This is a genomic window from Gillisia lutea, from assembly GCF_021568705.1.
Taxonomy (GTDB): Bacteria; Bacteroidota; Bacteroidia; order Flavobacteriales; family Flavobacteriaceae; genus Gillisia; species Gillisia lutea.
Window position 1 is genome coordinate 248862 of sequence record NZ_JAKGTH010000008.1, and the last position, 21199, is coordinate 270060.

Below are 21199 nucleotides of genomic sequence, written 5' to 3' on the forward strand. Positions count from 1 at the left end.
TATTTTTAAAAAATATTGTCTAATTGACTATAATACCCCAAAAAATATGTCAATAGAGAAAGTAATTGAATGTAATTTAAAAATAGATACCTCAAATTATATTAAATGCGAACAAGATTACCCGAGCTTAACCTGATCAACATTATTATAAACACTAGCCCAAAGTCTAAATTATACTTTAATATTTTGGCCGTTTTACTCCTATCTCTGGGGTGTTTGAATACAAATGCTCAGGAAGTACCTCTAAAACATAAAAATTCTGGGTTTATAGATTTTAATGCTTATCGAGATTCAAGAGATTTTAATGTATTTACAATCAATTTATTTGCATCCTTACCCCATCGGCTACAGTATTTTTCTTTAACCAACTACTTTGGTGAACCTGATACTGCTGAGTTATCGAAGTTTTATGCAGAACATAATTTACGTTGGGCGATTAACGAAAAAATTCCTATAGACCTTACCTATCAATATGTATTGAGACAGGGTGAAACTAACGATGATCATAGGTTTGGACTGCGCTGGCGACTGCATGATACCCCTTTCTTACAATCAATATTTAGCACCTTAAATTTAAGCTATACTTTTAACCCTATGTTCTTTCAGTATAGGAAAAATACCTCTCCAGAATATATGAGCATTATAGAGCATGTTTACAATCTAAAGATCTTTCCTCAAAAATTAGGTAATAGGCTCTATATTGCAGGATTTGCCGATCAAAACTTCAACTATAAAGAAAATGATAAAGTTGCTTTTGAATGGGTATCAGAACATCAAATTGGACTAAGACTTATAGACCAGTTATATGCAGTTGCTGAATATAGAATTAACACATTTGTGCCATCCAACAATTATGGTTGGGGCTACGGATTAGAATATAAAATGATATTTTAAAATAACAAGTTGAATTATTATGATAGTAAAAATAAGAACCATAAGTACTCTCCTAATTTTTTTCATGTTATTTCAATCATGTAAAAAGGAGGAAATTCAGGAAATTAATATTGGCTATATCGGGCCGTTATCTACAAGAGCAACAGATTTAGGAATTGGCCCTTCGCAGGCTATGAAGTTAGCAGTTAAAGAATATAACAAGAACAGAACTAATAATGAACCGAAGGTAAATTTATTTATCGAAGATGATAAATGGGAAAAATCCAATGCGCTTCCATCTTATAATAAACTTAGGAAAGAGCATAATATAGATATAGTATTTATTAGCAATACCGATGGAACTGTTGCAATACAGGATGCATTATTAAAGGATGGTGTAATTGCTATTAATCCGCTTAATAATGACCAGTTATTAGCTAGCCTAAATGAAAACACCTTTATGATTGCCAAATCTACCGAAGAAGCCAACCAGGTAATTGGTGTGAGGATGGTTGAATTAGATTTAAAAAATGTAGTAATATTTCAGTACCCTAACGATTTTATGTCCCGTGCAGCAAATGCAGTACAGGAGCTGTTAAATGAGAACGGGGTTAAAAATAAAATAGTAACCATAGATAAAGAGCAGGTTGATTTTAATGAGTATTTAAAAGCTGCAAAAGATGATGGTGTAGATGGTTATGCCTTTTTTGGATACAAAGAATTAGGCTTTGCGATGAAACAAGGTCGGGATCTGGGCATTGATGTTCCTTATTTTGGATCTACTACATTATTGTCCCCAGATTTTTACAATAATTCCCAAGGAACGATTATAGGTACAGAGTGTACCTTCTTTACCCCACCAGATGGAAACTATATTTTAGCGCATCAGTTCCTCAAAAATTTTGCAAATGAATATGGTGAAGAACCACTATCTGTTTGGCCTCCTATGCAAGCCTATGATGCCACTAATATTGTTTTGCATGAACTGAAGGATTTGAACACCACTAAAAAGGAAAGTGAAACCTTTGAGGAATGGCTTAGAAATCGTTTATTTAGCGTGCATTACTACCAAGGAATATGTGGTAATATATCTATCACCGAGGATGGATCCTCTAGAGGAATCTATTTTTCATTATATAAATTAATTTCTGAAGATAAGCTCATAAAAGTTAAAAGGTAATTAGGACTGTTTATTAAATATGAAAATTCGAAATAAACTTATTCTTGGTTTTGGTATAATCATCAGTATTCTAATTGCAGAAATTATATTAAATCAGCTAATTAACCAAAAGGCAAATACTACCTATCAAAAATTAAAGGTAGAAGCCTTACCTACTCTATATTTACTGGATCAGTATAAAGCTATTAATAAAGAACTGTTTTTACTTACCTCCAACAAAGTTTATAACATAAACTCAAGTCTTAGTAGCCAGAACCGATTAAAAGGGATAATAGAAGTAGAATTACCTTATTTAAAAAGTGAGTTGGCTTTTCTTACCAGAAAATTAGAAAAGAATGAAGAAATTGTTCTTCAAAGTCCAGAAATAATTGATTTAACAAATGAGATTATTTTATTAGGAGAAAAACTGGATAACATTTTAATTACCAAAGAAGATTATCAAAACCCGGTTAAATTACAACAGGCATATCATATTATAGAAAATGATTTTTCTAGAGCACATTCTGCACTTAACCTCATACTTGAAGGCCTAGACCTACAATATTCCCATGTTCTCGAAGAGTTTCAGGACAAATTCTCTCAGGATCTCACACAAATGTCCAATATCATTTTGATAACAGGTATTATAGGTATATTAATTGGTTTAAGCATTGCATTTTTAGTTATTCAATCTATTTCAAAACCATTAGTAGCCTTAAATAATGCAGCTTTGGCGGTAAGTAAAGGCAATTATGACAACGTAATAAGTATTGAAGGGAAAGGGGAACTAGCAACTTTAGGAAAATCCTTTAATATCATGACCACTTCTTTAAAGGAGAACTTTAAGTTAATAGAGAAGAATAATGAACATATTAAACAGCAGGAGAAACGCTTTAGAAAGGTTATTGAAGCTTCCCCATCGGCAATAATTTTAACAAATGCCGAGCGTAAAATTGAACTTGCCAATCTTCAGGCAGAAGTGTTGTTTAAATATTCCAAACGTGAGCTCATAGGTAAATCCATAGAAGACCTTATTGCGACCAAAGAACTTGAAAGCGGACTCAATTTTAAAGATGATACCAATAAATTAAAGCCCTTACAGGAATTCTATGCTTTAGATAAATTTACCAATGAAATCCCTGTAGAAGTTAGACTGAATAAAATAACTATTGATAATAAGGAAATGACTTTGGCATCTGTAGTAGATATTACACAGCGCAAAACTCAAGAAATAGAAATAAATAAATATCTGGAACAACTTAAATTCAAAAATAAAGAATTAGAACAGTTTTCATATATCACCTCTCATGATCTTCAGGAACCATTAAAAACGGTAGTAAGCTTTATCAATTTAATAGACATTGAGTACAAGGACAGTCTTAACGATAACTTAGCTACCTATTTTAATTATATACGTGGCGCAAGCAACCGTATGAGTATGCTTATTAATGGATTATTAGAATATTCAAGAATTGGCCATAGCTGCGATCTGGACAAAGTAGATTTAAATGAATTGCTTTCTGGTATTTACGTAGATCTTTCACATAAAATTAAAAACAGTAATGCGCAGGTAACTTCCCAGAAACTTCCGGAGGTAAGAGGATATAAATTAGAATTAAGATTATTGTTTCAGAATTTAATAACCAATGCTGTTAAATTTAGAAGAAGTGATGTGGTGCCAAGTGTAAATATATCCTTTACCGAAGATTCCCATAACTGGATTTTCCATATTAAGGACAATGGAATTGGTATTAAAGAGGAACTACAGAATAAGATTTTTGTGATCTTCCAAAGGCTGCATCACCGAAATACATATGAAGGCACCGGCATTGGTTTAGCTCACTGTAAAAAAATTATTGAATTGCACCAAGGGAAAATTTGGCTCACTTCCAATCCCGGAAAAGGTTGTATATTTAGTTTTAACATACCCAAAAATCTTGTTTAAATATTACCTATGAAAAGAAAATTAAATTGCATTTTATTAGTGGACGATGATGACGCGGCGAACTTTATTCATAAACGCATAATCCAAATGGCCGATTGTGCTGAACATGTTGCAGTAGCTTTAAATGGTGAAGATGCCTTAGAATATCTAACTACTAAAGAGAATGGGGATTACCCGAAACCAGACCTCATTTTTTTAGATATCAATATGCCAATAATGAATGGATGGGAATTTTTAGAAGAGTATGAAAAGCTGGAGCAGGAGCAAAAAGGCGGAGAATTAATTGTTATGCTTACCACTTCAATTAATCCTGATGATATTGAAAAAGCAAAGAGAATTGAACATATCACCGATTTTCATTCAAAACCCTTAGATCTGGAAAGTTTGAACGAAATATTAGAGAAAATTCTATAAATGAAAAAGGAGCCATTTTGGCTCCTTTTTTTTGTCTATTGTTCTACAAAATCCTGATTTATCTGCAATCTTAATTTACGGGCATAATCCTCTTCCAGCCAGTCTCTGTAGTTCTTGGTGCTTTTACTAATGCAATACGAATATTGCTTAATGCGCGAAGCAATATCATCTTTAAGTTCTTTCGCCAAAATTCGTGCATCAAAAATATCTTCGCTATTTTCGATACACATTTTAACATGCTGATCCATAGACCACTCCAGTACAGCTTTAGATTTTAATCCTTTTTTAATCACCACATCGTAGGCTGCTTCAACATCAAAATCGACCTCCTCAGAATTAGCAAATTGCCTACGAAGATCTGGCGGCATAACATATTTAAATTCACGCTCTATCTCTTCATCACTTAAAAGATTTTCAAAATAGAAATCTGGCGAGCGAAACAATTGTTTCCAATCTACAGGAGCGCTCCAATGCCCAAAACGAGCTACATTATTTCCAAGATCCAATACATTAAAACTGGTTTTTCCGGGTAACACCCTAGAACCACGCCCAATCATCTGAAAATAAAGCGTCAGCGATTTGGTTGCTCTGTTTAAAATAATGGTTTCTACAGAAGGCTCATCAAACCCCGTAGTAAGAATACTTACAGAGGTTACAATAGCATCGGGAGTATGTTTAAACCATTTTAAGATCTGTTTCCTGTCTTGTTTACTCGTGGTATTATCTAGATGGCGAATAGGAATACCCGCATTTCTAAAGGTTTCATATACTTCTTTTGAAGTATTAATACCATTATTAAAAATAAGGGTCTTTTTTCCCCGGGATTTATCCATATAAGCATTAAGAAGTTTTTCCTGCATGCTCATGTTCGAATACAGTTCTTCAGAAGATTTTACCGTATAATCTCCATTAATACCAACTTTAAGAGACTGTAAGCCAACATCGTAAGAAAACACATTGGCCTTTGCCAGAAAGCCTTTATCAATTAAAGAAGAAATAGAATCGCCCACAATAAGCTCTCTATAATTATCTTTCATTGGAAGTTTGATGTTAGAACTTAGTGGTGTTGCGGTAACTCCAAGAATAAAACACTTCTCAAAAAACTTAAAAAGCTTCCTAAAAGAGTTGTAATGGGCTTCATCAATAATTATAAGCCCTATGTCCTGAATTTCCAATTTCTCGTCATGCAGCCTGTTATTTAGTGTTTCCACCATAGCTACAAAGCACATATAGTCCTCTTGATCGGGTAATTCTTTAACTTTACTATTTATAATTTTATTGATCACACCAAAGTCTCCCAACATCTTCGAGGTTTGTTTACAAAGCTCTATTCTATGAGTTAGAATAAGAACTTTTTTATTGGTGCGCTCTATATATTCCCTAACTATTTGAGAAAAGATTACAGTTTTCCCTCCTCCTGTAGGCAATTGGTATAATAAATTATAGTGATTTGGATGTGCATCAATTACATTAAAAATCTTGTCTATATCTACCTGTTGGTAGTCATATAATTTCTTTTCATTCTTCTTTTCTTCCAGTCCAAATGTCTCTACGGTCATATTTTGTATTTTCAGCAAGTTTGCAAAAATAACAGATTTTTAAGGTAAAATAAAATCTTTACCTATTTTAAATTCTAAAGTTTATTTTTCTATCAATTTAGAATTGCTTACTTTTATAATCTACTGATATAATGAATATTGCCCTACAAATTTCTACAAGTAGTTGGTCAAAGCTTGCAATAAGCAAGCTTTATTAATCGTTATGTCCACACGATAGTACCATCATCCTCCTCTTCCCTTACCTGTATATTGAACTTAAACCGTAGACTTATGAAAGGGGAACACTTATTTCGCAGTAAATACAAGAGCGCATTAACTAATTGTGCGTTGCTCAATAATTTGGACGAAGAAACTAATAATGAGATACTATCATTATTCCATCATGAAAAATGGCCAAAGAACACCTGTTTTTTAAATCATGAGAAATTCTTTTTTCATTTTTATATTATCCTTTCGGGAAGGGTAAAGATGTACCAAGTAGAACCTAATAGCGGAAAAGAACTTACGCTATTTCTACTTACCAAAAGTGATGTTTTCGATCTATTCTGCCTTCTTGATGGAGATAAACATCAGGTTTATTACGAATGCTTGGATAACGTAAAAGTTCTCGCCGCCCCAATGACCGAGTTACGATCCTGGTTAAATAGGCACCCGGAACATTATAAGAATTTGTTGCCATATGCCGGTAAGCAACTGAGATCATTAGAAAATTATGTGTCTGACATCACTTTTACCGATATTTCCACTAGGTTATTAAAATTGCTTATTAGAAATGTGAACGACAAATCTAATACCTTGGAGTTAATAAATGATCTTTCCAATAAAGAACTGGCGTATCTAATTGGTTCTACCAGAGCTGTAGTTAACAGACATTTGCAAAGACTAAAACAAAATGGCTCCATAAAGATCTCCAGAAAACGCCTTCAGGTGAAAAACCTTTCGCTTCTTCTTCATTTATTGGAAAATCAAAAATTAGCAAATCTTAAAATCTAATATATGCAAAGAAAATTTTAAAATGTTAAATTTTAGTTGTGCTACTTAAGTAGTACTATTCACTCTAATCTCCATCTATATTTGAGTATTATTAACAATTAAATGTAGGGATTATGAAAACAATGATGATTTATTTGTTTCTAGTGTGCATAGTAGCCACAGGACAAGCGCAAGATGTTATTGAATTAGAGGAAGCCAATGTAAATCTTACTCCTAAAGCAGTAATGGTAAAATCTGATTTAGATGGAAATGCCTTTATGGTAAAAGAAAGTTATGCTGGACAATTTAGCAAAGACCCAATTCAATTCATGTTAGATAACTTCAATTCTGAAGATTACATGGTTGGACTACGTGACAAAGATTACGATAAATTTATAGTGACTTTTAAAAGTGGTAAAGGTTATTTAGCTGCTCATTTCGACAAGAAAAACGGCTTAGAGAAAACCTATCAAAAATTTAGAAATGTTTCACTCCCACTGGCTATTTCCAGGGAGATCTATACTAAATATCCTGGTTGGACCATTACTAAAAACACTCATATAGCAAGTGGTAAAAAGGCTCAACTTGACAAAGATATTTATAAGTTAACTTTGGAAAGTAACAACAAAACTCAAAAGGTAAAAATAAACAACATCCCTACTGTTTCCTCGAGAGTTGCAAGTAATTAATATGATACCTTTTTAAAGGATTCTTCTCCAAAACACGAAGAATCGAGGAACAAAAAAAATGTTCCTCGATTTATTGTTTTAATCAAACAGGTTGGAAGATAAATACCTATCGCCCCTATCACATACAATGCTTACCACAATACCTTCCTCCAGCTCCTCACAAAGTCGCACCGCTGCAGCCGTAGCACCACCACTACTCATTCCAGCAAAGATACCTTCCTCTTTTGCTAAACGCTTGGTCATATCCCGGGCTTCTTCTTCACTTACTTCCATAACTCTATCCACTTTTTGAGGATTGAATATTTTAGGTAAGTAAGCTTGTGGCCATTTTCTAATTCCCGGTATTCTGGAATCATCTGTGGGCTGCACTCCTACTATCTGGATAGCAGGATTCTTTTCTTTTAAAAAAGTAGAAGTCCCCATAATGGTTCCCGTTGTGCCCATAGAAGAAACAAAATGGGATATTTGATGCTGGGTATCTTCCCATATTTCAGGACCGGTAGATTTATAGTGAGCTTTCCAGTTATCTTCATTTCCAAATTGATTGAACATGAAAAATTTTCCGCTCTTCACTTTATCTTCTACATAATCTCGGGAGCCTTCTATACCATTTCCAGCACTTGTTAACGTCACTTTGGCGCCAAAGGCTCTCATGGTTTGAACCCTCTCAATAGTAGAGTTTTCGGGCATTACTAACTCAATATTCAGTTTAAATATTCCCGCGATCATTGCAAGGGCAATGCCGGTGTTACCACTTGTAGCTTCAATAAGCTGGGTGTCTCTGGTAATATCTCCCCTATCCAACGCGCTTTTTATCATATTATAAGCCGCACGATCCTTCACACTTCCACCCGGATTTTGTCCTTCAAGTTTTAGAAAGAGTTTTACTTTCGGGTTCTTTACAAGTGTTTCGGTTTTAACCAGTGGAGTGTTACCTATTAAATCAAGTATAGAATTACTCATTTTTGACAGTATTTTTAATGTTAATTTGCGGAGTATGCGATACCATTGAGTTTTCCGGTACCGATGCTGTTAACCATACATTTCCTCCAATAATACTATTTGCTCCTACCACAGTGTTTCCTCCAAGAATGGTTGCATTTGCATAAATGGTTACATTATTTTCTATAGTAGGATGTCTCTTAACATTTCTCAACTTTCGGTCTACAGATAATGCTCCCAAGGTAACTCCCTGATAGATCTTTACGTTGTCTTTTATCACTGTAGTCTCTCCAATTACCACTCCTGTTGCATGATCTATAAAAAAAGGCACTCCAATTTGCGCACCCGGATTAATATCTGTTCCGGTAATTCGATGTGCGCATTCAGTCATTAATCTTGGAACCAATGGAAGTCCAAATTTATTAAGTTCATGGCTTAATCGGTAAATTGCTATTGCAAAAAAACCAGGATACGCTAAATACACTTCTTCTAAAGAGTTAGCCGCTGGGTCGTGCTCGGTAATAGCTACAGCATCTGCACTTAATTTCTGTAATATTTCTGGTAATTTAGTTAAGTATAAAGCCCAGACTTCTTTGCATGGTTTTCCCGGTTCCCAACACACTAAATCCACCAATTCTTGAAAATCCTTTTCTAATTGATCAATATTTTCTTCTACCGGCGTGTTTTCATCAAATAAGGTATAGAATAAACGTTTTGTAAAATCTTCAGTAAGTTCTTTGATAGAATATTTCAGATTTGGCAGGCGTTTCTGATCTCTTATATTTTGAATTATTTCTGCTTTATTCATTTTTTTATTCTTGCAATTTACAGATGGTACCTCTCGTAAAATTTATACAATTCTGCATAAATTTCTCTTTTCGTAAAAACTTATTCAAATTTAAGTAAATACTGAACAAAACCGGCATTGCCACCTTTAAATAAATACGATTTGCACTTCCCGCCACCGCTTTAAATTTTAACACCAATACTGAGTTAAAAAAATATTAACGCCAGAATAACGGCCTCATATTTTAATTAATTTAGAGTATTAATCAATAAAACCAATAATCATGGAAAAGTCACAAAATCCAGGTAAAGGTCCCGCTAAAAAACAGCAGACTAAAAAGGCAGATCCTAAGAAAAGCGATCAAAAAACACAGCAAACCAAGCGGTGATTCTTTGATCGTTTTTCGTTTGTTGAATTTATCTCAGGCCATCTCAAAAGGATGGCTTTTTTTATAGCATCAATTTCTAATTGAAGTCAATTTGTTTTATTCGCTTGATCATTTTTTGACTTAGGGAAAATAGCCATCTAAGTTGTTCTATTATTAGTTGTGCTTCCTGAAGTTCTGCATTTACTTCCTGATTGTCTTTAATTTTTTGCTGATTGCTTTCTGAAAAATTAATAAGCTCTCTGTACTTATTGTCAAAAAAACTTGCAGCTTCCTGCATTTCGTTAGATTCTACCTGTACCTCCAAAAGCCTGTTATCTTCAAGCGAAGCTATGGCCTTCTTTAAATTTTGATCAATAGTATGTGCAAATGTTCTGAAATGAGTAGAAGCTTCAGTAGTAGGATGGTTTTGAATATACGTTCCCATAGAAGCCAGGGAAGATAAAAAGCTATGGTTAAGTACTACTAATTCGTATATATTATCCAGCTCTTTTTGCTTCGATTTCGGTTCCTGTGTCATCCTCTGAAAGGCTGAACTTAAATTTCCCGTAGATAAAAAAGCTTCTTTTCTGGCAATTTTATAAGAAGTGGGTACCTGCCCCTTTTTATCATAAAACTGAATAATTTCCTGTAAATAACTGGCATTAGATTTAATACAATCTCCAATTACTGTACGAATGCTAAGAAATTCCCAAGATGGCCATAATACAAGATTCCCAAGAGTAGCAAGCCCGGCACCTATTAACGTATCTAATACCCTAAACTGAATTACATTAAAAACATTTGGTTTTAACAGCGCATAAACAAACACGACACTCAGGGTTATAAATGTGGCCGAAGTCTTATAATTTTTTTGCACCATAGAAAATGCCAACACCAACGAGAGTATGGCAAGAACTCCATAAATTATTAAATTATGTGTTAATAGTACAATTCCAGTTGCAATTGCGGCTCCTATTAATGTACCATACATTCGCTGCTTAGATCTTGTTTTTGTAAGACCGTAATTAGGACGCATGATCACGATAATGGTAAGCAAAATCCAATACGCATTTTGAACAGAGAAATATGCTCCTAAAGCGTACCCTAGCATTACTACCACAGCAAGCCGTAAAGAATGCTTAAAAATACTGGATTTAAAACTGAAGTTCTCAATCAGAATTTTTAGATCGTATTCCTGCGGATTTATAAAGCGAATAGCTTCATGATTTTTTAACAATCTTAGATTGCCAATATCCTTAGAACTAAGTAAACCTTCAATTTTATTGATTTTCTGAACTTGTTGTTCCTGATAATCGTATATATTCTGAAGCATTAAATAGGCCTCACTTGAATATGTTCCGGGTAATTTCTTGTAATTATTAAGACTTTCTTTAGCCGCAGAAAGATAATTTTCTAACCTGTTATTTGAAGCTAAATTTGAATTTGTAAGTATAACTTCAGAAATTTTTTCCAGCCTCTGGGACATTCCAAAAATCAACTCCTGAAATGCCTTAATTTGATTGGGATTATTTTTAAGTAACGTATCCATAGTAGAATAGTCTACGGGATTTGCCATAGCCAGCTCAAGGATATCCACCAACTGAATAAATATGAGAAGTCGTTTTCGCTCGTAATTAGAATTACCCGATGCCTTTCGGGAGGATATCAAAATATCTCGAAGCGTCTCATGTTTTTCATTTAAATCACTTTGAATATCTAAAAGCCTTTTTTGTAATACTTCCCTGTTAGAACTAGGCTCTAACAACTGGCCTCTAGTATGAAGATATTTAGAAGTAAGATCTAAGGTATAAGCTAGGAACTGTTCCGTTTGACCTCGAGGATTTAATTTTTGAAGCAGAATTGCAAGCAATAGGTACCAGACACCTCCTAAACCAATAAGCAAAGCCCTTTCATGAATTTCTAACACATTAGAAATATTAGCCATACTTAATACCATTGCAAATAGACCCGAAAAACTAATTAAAGAAGCTCTAAAACCATACACCGATAAATAGGAAATGGCAAACATTACAACTCCTAAAATGGGAAGAAATATCCAGGTATCAAAAGCTAAATACCCACCCAAAATACTGGCAGAACAGGCTAGTAATGCCGACAATAAAACTCCAATTTTCTTATGTCGGAAACTCCCCGTTACATCGCTGGGCGAACTCAATAACGCTCCTAAAGCCAAGGCTAAACCAACTTCAAAATAATTGTAATACACCCCAACGGTGATAGGAATAGTGATCGCCATTCCCAATATAAAGGCCTTTGAAAAATCGGTGCTCTTTAGAAAAAGCAATAGATCCTGAAAATATGTTTTAATGTATAATTTAGGAGTATTCAATATAAATTAGCCTTAAGTAAGAACAAAGGTAACTGCTAAGCTTTTCAACAGCGTTAATGTTTTCTGAAAATAAACAACTAAATCTATTAAGTTTTCAGTCTAAATTTAAATTAAAGTAGCTTTATAATATATTTCAGTTATATGAATATAAGACATTAAAAACACTACGCTATGAAAACAATACATTTAATAAATAGACCCGAAGGTACACCTAGTTTAAATGATTTTAAATTTGTGGAAGAAGAAAAACCTACTCCAAAGGAAGGAGAGCTACTACTAAAGACCTTATATGTATCGGTAGATCCCTATATTAGAGGACGAATGCGGGATACAGCATCTTACATTGCACCTTTAGAATTAAATGCACCAATGGAATCGCAACTTGTTGCTGAGGTAATTGAATCGAAGAATTCTAATTTCTTTAAAGGTGATTTTGTAACAGGAATGTTGAAGTGGAAAGAATTTCAAACTGTTCCTGGTACAGGAGTCAATAAAGTTGATAAAAATAAAGCTCCGTTATCGGCCTATTTAGGAGTGTTGGGCCTAACCGGGGTAACGGCCTATCTTGGGTTAGAAAAGATTGGGGATCTTAAAGAGGGAGAAACTTTGTTAGTTTCAGGTGCCGATGGTGCGGTTGGAAGCATTGTTGGACAAATAGGTAAAATTAAAGGGTGTAAGGTAATTGGTATAGCCGGTAGCGACGAAAAAATTAATAGGATTAAAACCAAATTCGGTTTCGATGGTGGTATTAATTATAAGACCACCCAAAATATTTCAAATGATATAGCTAACAGCTGTCCTGACGGAATAGACGTTTATTTTGATAACGTTGGTGGTGAAATACTTGATGCAGCCTTGGCAAATATGAATAAGTTTGGAAGAGTTATAAATTGTGGGGCAATTTCAATTTATAATGAAAGCGAAATTCCAATGGGGCCAAGAGTTGAAGGAACCTTAATTAAGAAAAGTATCAGGATGCAGGGGTTTACGGTAAGAGATTATGTAAAAGATTTTGGCCCTGCTATTAAACAAATAGCTGACTGGATGCAGGAAGGCAAGATCACTTATTCTGAAACTATTGTTGAAGGTTTCGATAATATTCCACAAGCTTTTTTAGATCTTTTTGAAGGTAAGAATCATGGCAAAATGGTTGTAAAAGTTTAAAGAATCTGTTGTGTATTAAAGTAAAAAGCCATTCATTTTAAACGAATGGCCTTTTTACTTTATAAGCTTAATTCCCTATTGTTCCTGCTGGGTAGGCATGATGTAGACATCATTAATATTCGCCCTCTTGGGTTGAGAAAGCGCATAAAATATGGCTTCAGCAATATCTTCAGCTTCCAAGGTTGTAAGATCCTTTACCATAGGCATCAGGTTTTCTTTCAACTCTTCATCGGTAATGGTATTAGTTAACTCTGTAGCAACAAATCCAGGTTCAATAGAAGTAACATTTATGCCGTAAGTTGGAGCTAATTCCTGTCGCAAACCTTCAGAGAACATCTTTACCGCAGCTTTTGTAGCGCAATACACAGCTCCACCCGGATAATACTTTCTACCTGCACTGGAAGAAATGTTTATTATATGCCCGCTCTTTTGTTCCTTCATCGTAGGAAGTACTGCTGCTACACCGTTAAGAACACCTTTAATATTTACATCTATCATCTGGTCCCACTCATCAGTCTTAAGATTTTTAATATATGATAAAGGCATTAAACCGGCATTATTAATAATAGAATCTATTCTATCAAATTTTTCTAGGGTTTGTTTTACCACATTAGAATAATCTTCTTTATTAGTAACATCGCCAACTACAATTAGAGCCTCTCCTCCCTGTTTTTCAATCTTATCCTTCAGTTCTTTTAATCTGTCTTCTCTTCGAGCTGTTAAAACCACTTTTGCTCCTTCTTTTGATAGTTTTAAAGCTGCAGCTTCCCCTATTCCACTTGAAGCTCCTGTCACTATCACTACTTTTCCTTTAATACTCATAATTTCTTTTTTAAATTTTGGTGAGTAAATATACTTAGCACTAAAAGAAAACCCCGGTAAATACCAGGGTTTAGCATCAGATTAACTCTAATTATTAACCTATGTTAATCTTTTTTGTAAAAGTTTAGCCTCATTTATAATATTTCTTCCGAAGCCATAAAGCAACAGATACCAAGCCTATTAAAACCGGAACTTCAACTAAAGGACCAATAACGCCCGCAAAAGCTTGTCCGCTGTTAATGCCGAAGACAGCAATACTCACGGCAATAGCCAATTCAAAATTATTGCCTGTAGCGGTAAACGATATGGAAGCATTCTGCTTATAGTTAGCACCAAAGAAGCGACTCAGGAAAAAGCTAATAAAGAACATTAATACGAAGTAGATCACTAAAGGAATTCCCACTAAAAAAACATCGAAAGGAATATCTACAATAGTTTCCCCTTTTAAGCTGAACATTATAAGAATTGTGAACAATAGTGCCACAAGGGTTAGTGGTGAAATAGTGGGTAAAAATTTTGTTCTATACCAATCTTCTCCCTTCAATTTAACCAAAATAACCCTGCTTAAAAATCCGGCAGCAAAAGGAATTCCTAAATATATTGCAACACTTTCAGCTATGGTTCCCATTGAAATATCTACAATTGCGCCTTCAAAACCAAAGAAAGGAGGTAACACGGTTATAAATACATAGGCATAAAAACTATAGAAGAAAACCTGAAATATACTATTCAAGGCTACCAGGCCGGCACCATATTCACTACTACCTTCAGAGAGGTCATTCCATACCAAAACCATGGCTATACATCTTGCAAGACCAATTAAAATTAGTCCGACCATATACTCGGGGTGATCGTTTAAAAAAAGAATAGCTAGTAAAAACATCAAGAGAGGTCCGATAATCCAGTTCAACAATAAAGAAATACTCAGAATCCTTACATTTTTAAATACTGTTGGCAATAACCTATAATCTACTTTTGCCAAAGGAGGGTACATCATTACAATAAGCCCTATTGCAATGGGAATATTCACAGTATTTAGGCTAAATGAATTAATTATTTTTGATGAAGAGGGTAGATAATATCCAATTGCTACACCAACAAACATGGCTAAAAAGATCCATAGGGTTAAGTAGCTGTCTAGAAAATTTAGTTTTTTTCGTGGCATTTCAGAAGACTTTTAAAAGCTTAGCAACATTCATTAGTAGATTTTGTACGCTTATCCATAAAGTTGAGTAAAATGGATCTTACCTGTTCCCATCGTTCCTCATTGATGCAATAGCACACCCGGGTTCCATCAATATCTCCCTTTATTAAACCAGTATTTTTAAGCTCTTTTAAATGTTGAGAGATAGTAGGTTGTGCCAAGCCAATTTCAGATACCAGATCACCACAAATACAACTTTCAGCCTTTAGTATTTGCTCAAGAATAGCAATTCTTGCCGGGTGCCCCATAACTTTTGCTATTTGAGCTATTTCATTTTGCTCTTCGGTGAACATTTCAGATTTTGTGAGTCCCATAGTCTTGTTTTATTGCAATATTACGATTAATTAAGGAAAAAGAAAGGCCCAAGTTCGATTTTACTTGTAATTCTGTAAGCAAATTTTCTACTTGGGCCAGTAATACTATGCCTAAAACTATTTTTTAGGCGGTTGCGAAGGTCTAACCTCTACCTTACTTGGCAAGGTTCTAGGATTCATTTTTAAAAGATCCACCACCAGTTCTCCTATATCTTCGGCTTGTATTTTCCATGCGTCCTTTTCGTTAGGGGTATGATCGTTAAAATGAGTTGCTACAGAGCCGGGCATAATAGTGCTCACTTTAATACCATGATCTCTCACGTCTAACATAGCCGCCTGGGTGAACCCAGTAACTCCAAACTTACTGGCATTATAAGCCGTACCACCTGCGAAGAAATTTGTGCCTGCTAAGCTGGAAATTGTTATAATATAACCTTGAGATTTCTTTAAACTTTCTAAAGTCGATTTCACGCTATAAAATACACCGCTCAAATTAGTATCAATGGTCTCCTGCCACTGTTCTATGCTTAAATTTTCTATTGGTGCAAAATGTCCTATTCCTGCATTTGCGATAAGTACGTCTATCTGTCCCCATTTATCAAGAGTTCTTTTAACTGCTTGTTGCTGACTTTCAAAATCGCGGACATCTGCTTCCAGACCTATGATTTCTCCTTTACCAAGCTTTGAAAGTTTCTCGGCAGCAGCGTTTGCCGATTCTTGGGAACGGCTTGTAATTGCAACTCTCATATCTAATTTTAGGAGCGCCTCTGCAACTCCATATCCTATGCCTTTACTTCCTCCGGTTATAAAAGCTACTTTTGATTTGTAAGAATTCATTTTTCATGTTTTTTTTTCAATGAGCATAAAACTACTAAACACTGGTAGCTATGTGAAATTATTAGTTCTAATTAATTGTTAATTAAATGGATTTAATATCTCAGGAGACTATGAATGAAGTTATTAAGCTTTTTGTAAAATCTTTAATAAATAATAGCCAAAATGGTTTTCAAAAACCTTTAAAGGAGTAACTTTGCGTTCAACTCAAAAAGTTGATTATTCAGCTTTTTAAATAGTGTAAAGCAATACAATAACCAAAAAATCTGGAAAAGTTGAAAAATCCAAAAGCTCAAAAACTACTTGATAAAATTCAGCGCGACTTAATGCGTAACGGCATAATAATTAATACGTTGGTTGAAGATTTAAAAAATCTAAGGCCTTTCGCCGTAGAAGAAGAAAATCCTCTTTTAGCAAAAGTTATTCGTCTTACATACGAGCATATTGAAACCTATCAAAGCTTCGAGATTCCAATTCCCGATGACGAGCCTCTAGAAGAGAATGAAGAAGAAGCTTCTGCAACTCCAGATTCAGACCCTCAGGAAAGCTTAGACTATTTATTGTCCTTAATGCTAGATACTACCATCAAGAACAATCAAATTGATCTAAGAGAGTACAGAGATGCTTTAACAGCTTATGCTGAAGAAAATTAATAAACTAATTACAATATGAAATCGGGTATTTGAACTCATGTTCAAATACCTATTTCAATTTATAGAGATTTAAATACAAGGACGGCTGATGAAAAAGGATGCGAAATCTACTAAAAAGAAATCGCGCATGCGTTTACTACACCAGTATTATAGCTATACCGGGTTTTATAAATTTGTGGGTAAAAGTGTAAAGAAAGCGATTATTCCTATTCTCCTTTTCATTGGTGCTATTTTAGCATTAGATTACTTTGTACTTGACCTCAATAAACTGTTGATAACGGTTACAGAAACCTACTCCCCTGCTGGTATAATATCTGTATTTTTTGCTTCTGAATCTCTTCTAGGTTTAATCCCACCAGAGCTTTTTATTGCCTGGGCAGGTAAATCTGCTTACCCTATTTTCTATCTATCGCTACTTGCAGCAGCCTCCTATTTAGGGGGAATAGTTTCTTATTTTGGAGGTGTGGGAATCACTAAAATTCCCGCAGTACATAGAGCTATAGAGGTTAATATGGCCAAACACATTAAGAACACTCGTAAATGGGGCGGTTTCTTAATCATTGTTGGAGCCTTATTACCTATTCCATATGCTATGACGAGTATTGCTGCAGGCATTATCAGGTTTCCGTTTATGAGCTTCCTTATGTTTGGTTTACTGCGGTTTGTGCGATTCTACGCATATGCTTTAGTGATATTTGAAATGGTTTAATATTTACTTCATACTTTCATTTAAACCTTAAAGTTTTTATAATTCAAAACTTATTTAAATTGGTTTAAGGTATTTTGGTGCTCAAAATACGTTGACCTATGAATGATAAAGTAAAGAAAATAGCGCGTACAGGTTACGCTGCAAAAGGAATTGTATATGGTATTACAGGTGTACTTACTTTTTTAGCTGCCTTTAATTTAGGAGGTCAAAAAACCGGAAAGTTTAAGGTGATGGATTTTCTGGATAAACAACCCTTCGGTAACGCATTACTTATAATTATAGGAATAGGTTTACTTTGTTATTCGTTTTGGCGATTCAATCAAGCCATCTCTGATCCCGAAAATATTGGGACACAAAAAAAAGCTATCATAAAACGAGTAGCTTTTTTTATTAGTGGATGTATCTACACTGCCCTTTCGTTTGTTGCGGTTAAAAGAGTTTTTAGTAGTTCTGGTAGCGGGAACACTGCTAAACAATCAAGCATTCTTGCAACTGAAACTGGACTTTTTATTATAATGATAGTTGGAGCTCTTCTTATTTTAACTGGAATTTATCAATTTATAAGGCTATACAAAGCTGATTTTATCCAAAAATTTAATTTCAAGGCAATAGCTGAAGAAAAGCGGAGAAAAATAATAAAAAACACCGCATATATGGGATTAAGCTCAAGAGGGATTATTTTTATGATTACCGGTTATTTTGCTTTAAAAGCGGGAATTACCTCAAATCCCTCAAAAATCAAAACCACAGCAGATGCTTTCAGTTATATGGAAGACAGCTCTTATGGTGCCTATCTACTTGCTTTAGTTGCGGCAGGTCTTGTTGGCTATGCAATATATATGTTAATGACTGCTCGCTATCGAACCTTTAAGTAAATAAATTTCACGCTATTTGATCTTGGAGAATTTGATACCCAAGCTTTTTTCCAATTCCCAAATTCTTCTTTGTTCATTTTTGTTAACCAACACCAAAGAAATTCCCGTTTTCCCCGCTCGAGCAGTTCTACCACTTCTATGTGTGTAATATTCCATTTGATCGGGTAATTGATAATGCACCACATAGGCCAGATTATCTACATCTATTCCACGTGCAGCAACATCTGTGGCAACCAATATGTCAATACTTTTATTTTTAAAAGCACGCATTACCTTGTCTCGATCTTTTTGCAGCATATCTCCTTCCAGCAATCCAACTTCATAGTTCTTAGCATGCAGTTGCTTACTCAATGTTTTAGCCGCTACTTTCGTTTTAGTAAAAATTATCCCTCTGCTTCTACCTTGAGACTTCAAGAAATATGTAAGTGTATCCAATTTTGAATTGTCATCTCCGGTTACATAATTATGTGCAATCCCAAAATTTACAGCTTGAGCTTTATCAATTGAAATTCGAAGTGCATCTGGAGAAACATAGGTGTTTATAATATCATTCAGTTCCTTAGGTAAGGTGGCTGAAAATAACCAGATATTTCTATCCCCTTTTGTTTTATTCAGAATTCGGGCTAAGTCATCTTTAAAACCCATGCTTAACATTTCATCGGCCTCATCTAGCACCAACGTATGGATTTTCGAAATATCCAATGCTTTTTTATTTAATAAATCTAAAAGTCTTCCCGGGGTAGCTACTACAATATGAGTTGGCCTGTTTAACCTTGAAATTTGAATATCTATCTTCTCTCCTCCGTAAACCGCTTCTGTAAAAACCTTTTCAGAATATTTAGTGAATTTAAAAAGTTGTTTGGCTATTTGCTGACCTAATTCTCTGGTTGGTGCGAGAATTAATGCCTGGATATGATCTTGCTTAAAATCTATTTTTGAAAGCAAAGGCAAACCAAAGGCGGCAGTTTTACCTGTACCTGTTTGCGCCTGTCCAATAAAATCTATATTCTCTGTGGTTAGTACAGGAATAGCGGCATTTTGAATTTTTGTAGGGGTAATTATACCAAGTTCCTTCAATCCTTTATCAATTTCTTTAGATACTCCTAATTCTATAAAACTCATATACTTCTATTTTTAAGCGCAAAGATACCTTTTTACAAATGAATCTGGTTTATACTAATAAAAGTTTAAAGCTGTTAAAGTATAGCCAAACCATCATCATTATTATTCTAAGATGTGAAAGTTTAATAGATTTCGGCCATAACCAATTAAAACTAATTTATGTCTATATTACTGATCATACTTACCATTATATTGCCACCATTAGCTGTATTTTTGCAGCACGGATTAGGAAAAGATTTCCTAATAAATGTATTATTGACTGCCTTAGGTTGGTTGCCAGGTGTTATCCATGCATTTTATGTGAACAAGAGATAAAAAAAGAGGATCATTGTGATCCTCTTTTTTTTTATGCTTCCTTTTCCTGTTTGGTTACTTTTTGTTCCCATTTCCAGGCACTTGCCAAAGCTTCATCTAAGCTCCTCTCGGCACGCCATTTTAAAACATTATTGGCTTTATTTGTGTCTGCATAGGCAGCCGTAATATCGCCTTCTCGTCTGCCAACTATTTTATATTTCAATTTCTTTCCAGAGGTGCGCTCAAATGACTGAATAACTTCTAAAACTGAATTACCTTTTCCGGTACCAAGATTAAAAACCTCGTAATTATTTTCTAGTTGGACTTCTAATAATCTTTTCAAAGCTATCACGTGCGCGTTTGCAAGATCCATAACGTGAATGTAATCGCGAATACAGGTCCCATCTGGAGTTGGATAATCATCTCCAAAAACGGAAAGCTGTTCTCTTTTACCTATAGCTGTTTGCGTGATAAAAGGGACTAAATTTTGAGGAGTTCCTATTGGCAGCTCCCCAATCTCAGCGCTTGGATGTGCCCCTATTGGATTAAAGTAACGCAGGGAAATTGCCTTTAAATTGGAATACACCTTACACGTGTCCTGGATAATTTCTTCCCCTATTTGCTTAGTATTACCATAAGGCGACTCTGCCTTCTTTACCGGTGCATTTTCACTAATAGGCAGCTCGTCGGCCTGGCCATAAACTGTACAGGAAGAACTAAATATAAAATTAGACTGATCTTTCTTACTAAGTTCCTGTAAAAGGTAGATTAGGGTATTCAAATTATTCTCATAATACAACAATGGGTTCTCTACACTTTCTCCCACTGCCTTTGATGCTGCAAAATGTATAACCCCACCAATATCGGAATATTTTTCAAAAAAGTTGACTACGGCCTCCTTATCTCTTAAGTCTATATTTTCAAAATCTGGTGTTTTATTGGTTATCTTAGTTATCCCTGCTAAAACATCTATAGAGGAGTTCGATAAATTGTCTATAATAACAACATCAAAACCTTGTTCCTGTAAAGCTACTACTGTATGTGAACCAATAAAGCCTAAGCCACCGGTTACTAATATTTTCGATTTCATGATCTAATTTTATATGTTGCAAATTAAGAAAAATACCCTGAAGTGTTTCTAATTATAAGCG

Annotated in this window: 21 protein-coding genes; 11 read left to right on the forward strand and 10 right to left on the reverse strand. The window is 34.6% G+C overall.

Annotated features, from left to right (window positions below):
* Positions 1-105 precede the first annotated feature (105 nt).
* The 4 genes from L1I30_RS08285 (at position 106) to L1I30_RS08300 (ending at position 4391) form a co-directional block, all read left to right on the forward strand.
* Positions 106-894 (forward strand): hypothetical protein, encoded by a 789-nt coding sequence (locus L1I30_RS08285; RefSeq protein ID WP_236133808.1) that lies wholly within the window; start codon positions 106-108, stop codon positions 892-894.
* Between the two features lie 64 nt (positions 895-958).
* A complete protein-coding gene (locus L1I30_RS08290; protein ID WP_236133809.1) occupies positions 959-2053 on the forward strand; it encodes an ABC transporter substrate-binding protein in 1095 nt (364 codons plus the stop codon).
* Between the two features lie 19 nt (positions 2054-2072).
* The gene (locus L1I30_RS08295; RefSeq protein WP_236133810.1) at positions 2073-3977 is read left to right on the forward strand and encodes an ATP-binding protein; all 1905 of its coding nucleotides are present in this window, start codon (positions 2073-2075) and stop codon (positions 3975-3977) included.
* A gap of 9 nt (positions 3978-3986) precedes the next feature.
* Positions 3987-4391 (forward strand): response regulator, encoded by a 405-nt coding sequence (locus tag L1I30_RS08300; RefSeq protein WP_236133811.1) that lies wholly within the window; start codon positions 3987-3989, stop codon positions 4389-4391.
* A 35-nt stretch (positions 4392-4426) separates the two neighbouring features.
* Here the strand turns inward: L1I30_RS08300 and L1I30_RS08305 are convergent, their stop codons facing one another.
* A complete protein-coding gene (locus tag L1I30_RS08305; RefSeq protein WP_236133812.1) occupies positions 4427-5950 on the reverse strand; it encodes a DEAD/DEAH box helicase in 1524 nt (507 codons plus the stop codon).
* A gap of 270 nt (positions 5951-6220) precedes the next feature.
* Here L1I30_RS08305 and L1I30_RS08310 point away from each other — a divergent pair, with 270 nt between their 5' ends.
* Positions 6221-6943, forward strand: a complete 723-nt coding sequence (locus L1I30_RS08310) for a Crp/Fnr family transcriptional regulator (protein WP_236133813.1) — start codon at positions 6221-6223, stop codon at positions 6941-6943.
* A 113-nt stretch (positions 6944-7056) separates the two neighbouring features.
* A complete protein-coding gene (locus tag L1I30_RS08315) occupies positions 7057-7611 on the forward strand; it encodes a hypothetical protein (protein ID WP_236133814.1) in 555 nt (184 codons plus the stop codon).
* A 78-nt stretch (positions 7612-7689) separates the two neighbouring features.
* Here L1I30_RS08315 and cysM read toward each other — a convergent pair whose 3' ends face one another.
* The 3 genes from cysM to L1I30_RS08330 all read right to left on the reverse strand — a co-directional run bounded on the left by cysM (position 7690) and on the right by L1I30_RS08330 (position 12057).
* Positions 7690-8574, reverse strand: coding sequence for a cysteine synthase CysM (gene cysM / locus L1I30_RS08320; RefSeq protein WP_236133815.1), 885 nt, complete (start codon positions 8572-8574; stop codon positions 7690-7692).
* The gene (locus tag L1I30_RS08325; RefSeq protein ID WP_236133816.1) at positions 8567-9361 is read right to left on the reverse strand and encodes a serine O-acetyltransferase; all 795 of its coding nucleotides are present in this window, start codon (positions 9359-9361) and stop codon (positions 8567-8569) included. The genes cysM and L1I30_RS08325 overlap by 8 nt, the downstream gene beginning before the upstream one ends.
* Before the next feature lie 443 nt (positions 9362-9804).
* Positions 9805-12057 carry an FUSC family protein gene (locus L1I30_RS08330; RefSeq protein WP_236133817.1) on the reverse strand — a complete coding sequence of 751 codons (2253 nt, stop codon included), beginning with the start codon at positions 12055-12057 and terminating at the stop codon, positions 9805-9807.
* A 171-nt stretch (positions 12058-12228) separates the two neighbouring features.
* Between L1I30_RS08330 and L1I30_RS08335 the strand changes: the two genes are divergently transcribed.
* Positions 12229-13221 (forward strand): NADP-dependent oxidoreductase, encoded by a 993-nt coding sequence (locus tag L1I30_RS08335; RefSeq protein ID WP_236133818.1) that lies wholly within the window; start codon positions 12229-12231, stop codon positions 13219-13221.
* 75 nt (positions 13222-13296) lie between these two features.
* Here L1I30_RS08335 and L1I30_RS08340 read toward each other — a convergent pair whose 3' ends face one another.
* The 4 genes from L1I30_RS08340 to L1I30_RS08355 all read right to left on the reverse strand — a co-directional run bounded on the left by L1I30_RS08340 (position 13297) and on the right by L1I30_RS08355 (position 16398).
* Complete coding sequence (locus L1I30_RS08340) at positions 13297-14043, reverse strand: SDR family oxidoreductase (protein WP_236133819.1); 747 nt, start codon at positions 14041-14043, stop codon at positions 13297-13299.
* A 130-nt stretch (positions 14044-14173) separates the two neighbouring features.
* Positions 14174-15208, reverse strand: a complete 1035-nt coding sequence (arsB, locus tag L1I30_RS08345) for an ACR3 family arsenite efflux transporter (protein ID WP_236133820.1) — start codon at positions 15206-15208, stop codon at positions 14174-14176.
* A 20-nt stretch (positions 15209-15228) separates the two neighbouring features.
* Positions 15229-15561: an ArsR/SmtB family transcription factor gene (locus tag L1I30_RS08350; protein ID WP_236133821.1), complete on the reverse strand. Its 333-nt coding sequence runs from the start codon at positions 15559-15561 to the stop codon at positions 15229-15231.
* Positions 15562-15678: 117 nt separating this feature from the next.
* Positions 15679-16398, reverse strand: coding sequence for an SDR family oxidoreductase (locus tag L1I30_RS08355; RefSeq protein WP_236133822.1), 720 nt, complete (start codon positions 16396-16398; stop codon positions 15679-15681).
* A 272-nt stretch (positions 16399-16670) separates the two neighbouring features.
* Here L1I30_RS08355 and L1I30_RS08360 point away from each other — a divergent pair, with 272 nt between their 5' ends.
* From L1I30_RS08360 to L1I30_RS08370, 3 genes are all read left to right on the forward strand, one after another.
* Complete coding sequence (locus L1I30_RS08360; RefSeq protein ID WP_236133823.1) at positions 16671-17048, forward strand: hypothetical protein; 378 nt, start codon at positions 16671-16673, stop codon at positions 17046-17048.
* Between the two features lie 88 nt (positions 17049-17136).
* Positions 17137-17757, forward strand: coding sequence for a YqaA family protein (locus L1I30_RS08365; protein WP_236133824.1), 621 nt, complete (start codon positions 17137-17139; stop codon positions 17755-17757).
* Positions 17758-17855: 98 nt separating this feature from the next.
* Positions 17856-18632, forward strand: coding sequence for a DUF1206 domain-containing protein (locus L1I30_RS08370; RefSeq protein WP_236133825.1), 777 nt, complete (start codon positions 17856-17858; stop codon positions 18630-18632).
* 12 nt (positions 18633-18644) lie between these two features.
* Here L1I30_RS08370 and L1I30_RS08375 read toward each other — a convergent pair whose 3' ends face one another.
* Positions 18645-19754 (reverse strand): DEAD/DEAH box helicase, encoded by a 1110-nt coding sequence (locus L1I30_RS08375; protein WP_236133826.1) that lies wholly within the window; start codon positions 19752-19754, stop codon positions 18645-18647.
* A gap of 159 nt (positions 19755-19913) precedes the next feature.
* Here L1I30_RS08375 and L1I30_RS08380 point away from each other — a divergent pair, with 159 nt between their 5' ends.
* Positions 19914-20069 (forward strand): YqaE/Pmp3 family membrane protein, encoded by a 156-nt coding sequence (locus L1I30_RS08380; protein ID WP_236133827.1) that lies wholly within the window; start codon positions 19914-19916, stop codon positions 20067-20069.
* Between the two features lie 31 nt (positions 20070-20100).
* Here the strand turns inward: L1I30_RS08380 and galE are convergent, their stop codons facing one another.
* The gene (gene galE, locus L1I30_RS08385) at positions 20101-21138 is read right to left on the reverse strand and encodes a UDP-glucose 4-epimerase GalE (RefSeq protein WP_236133828.1); all 1038 of its coding nucleotides are present in this window, start codon (positions 21136-21138) and stop codon (positions 20101-20103) included.
* Positions 21139-21199: the final 61 nt, after the last annotated feature.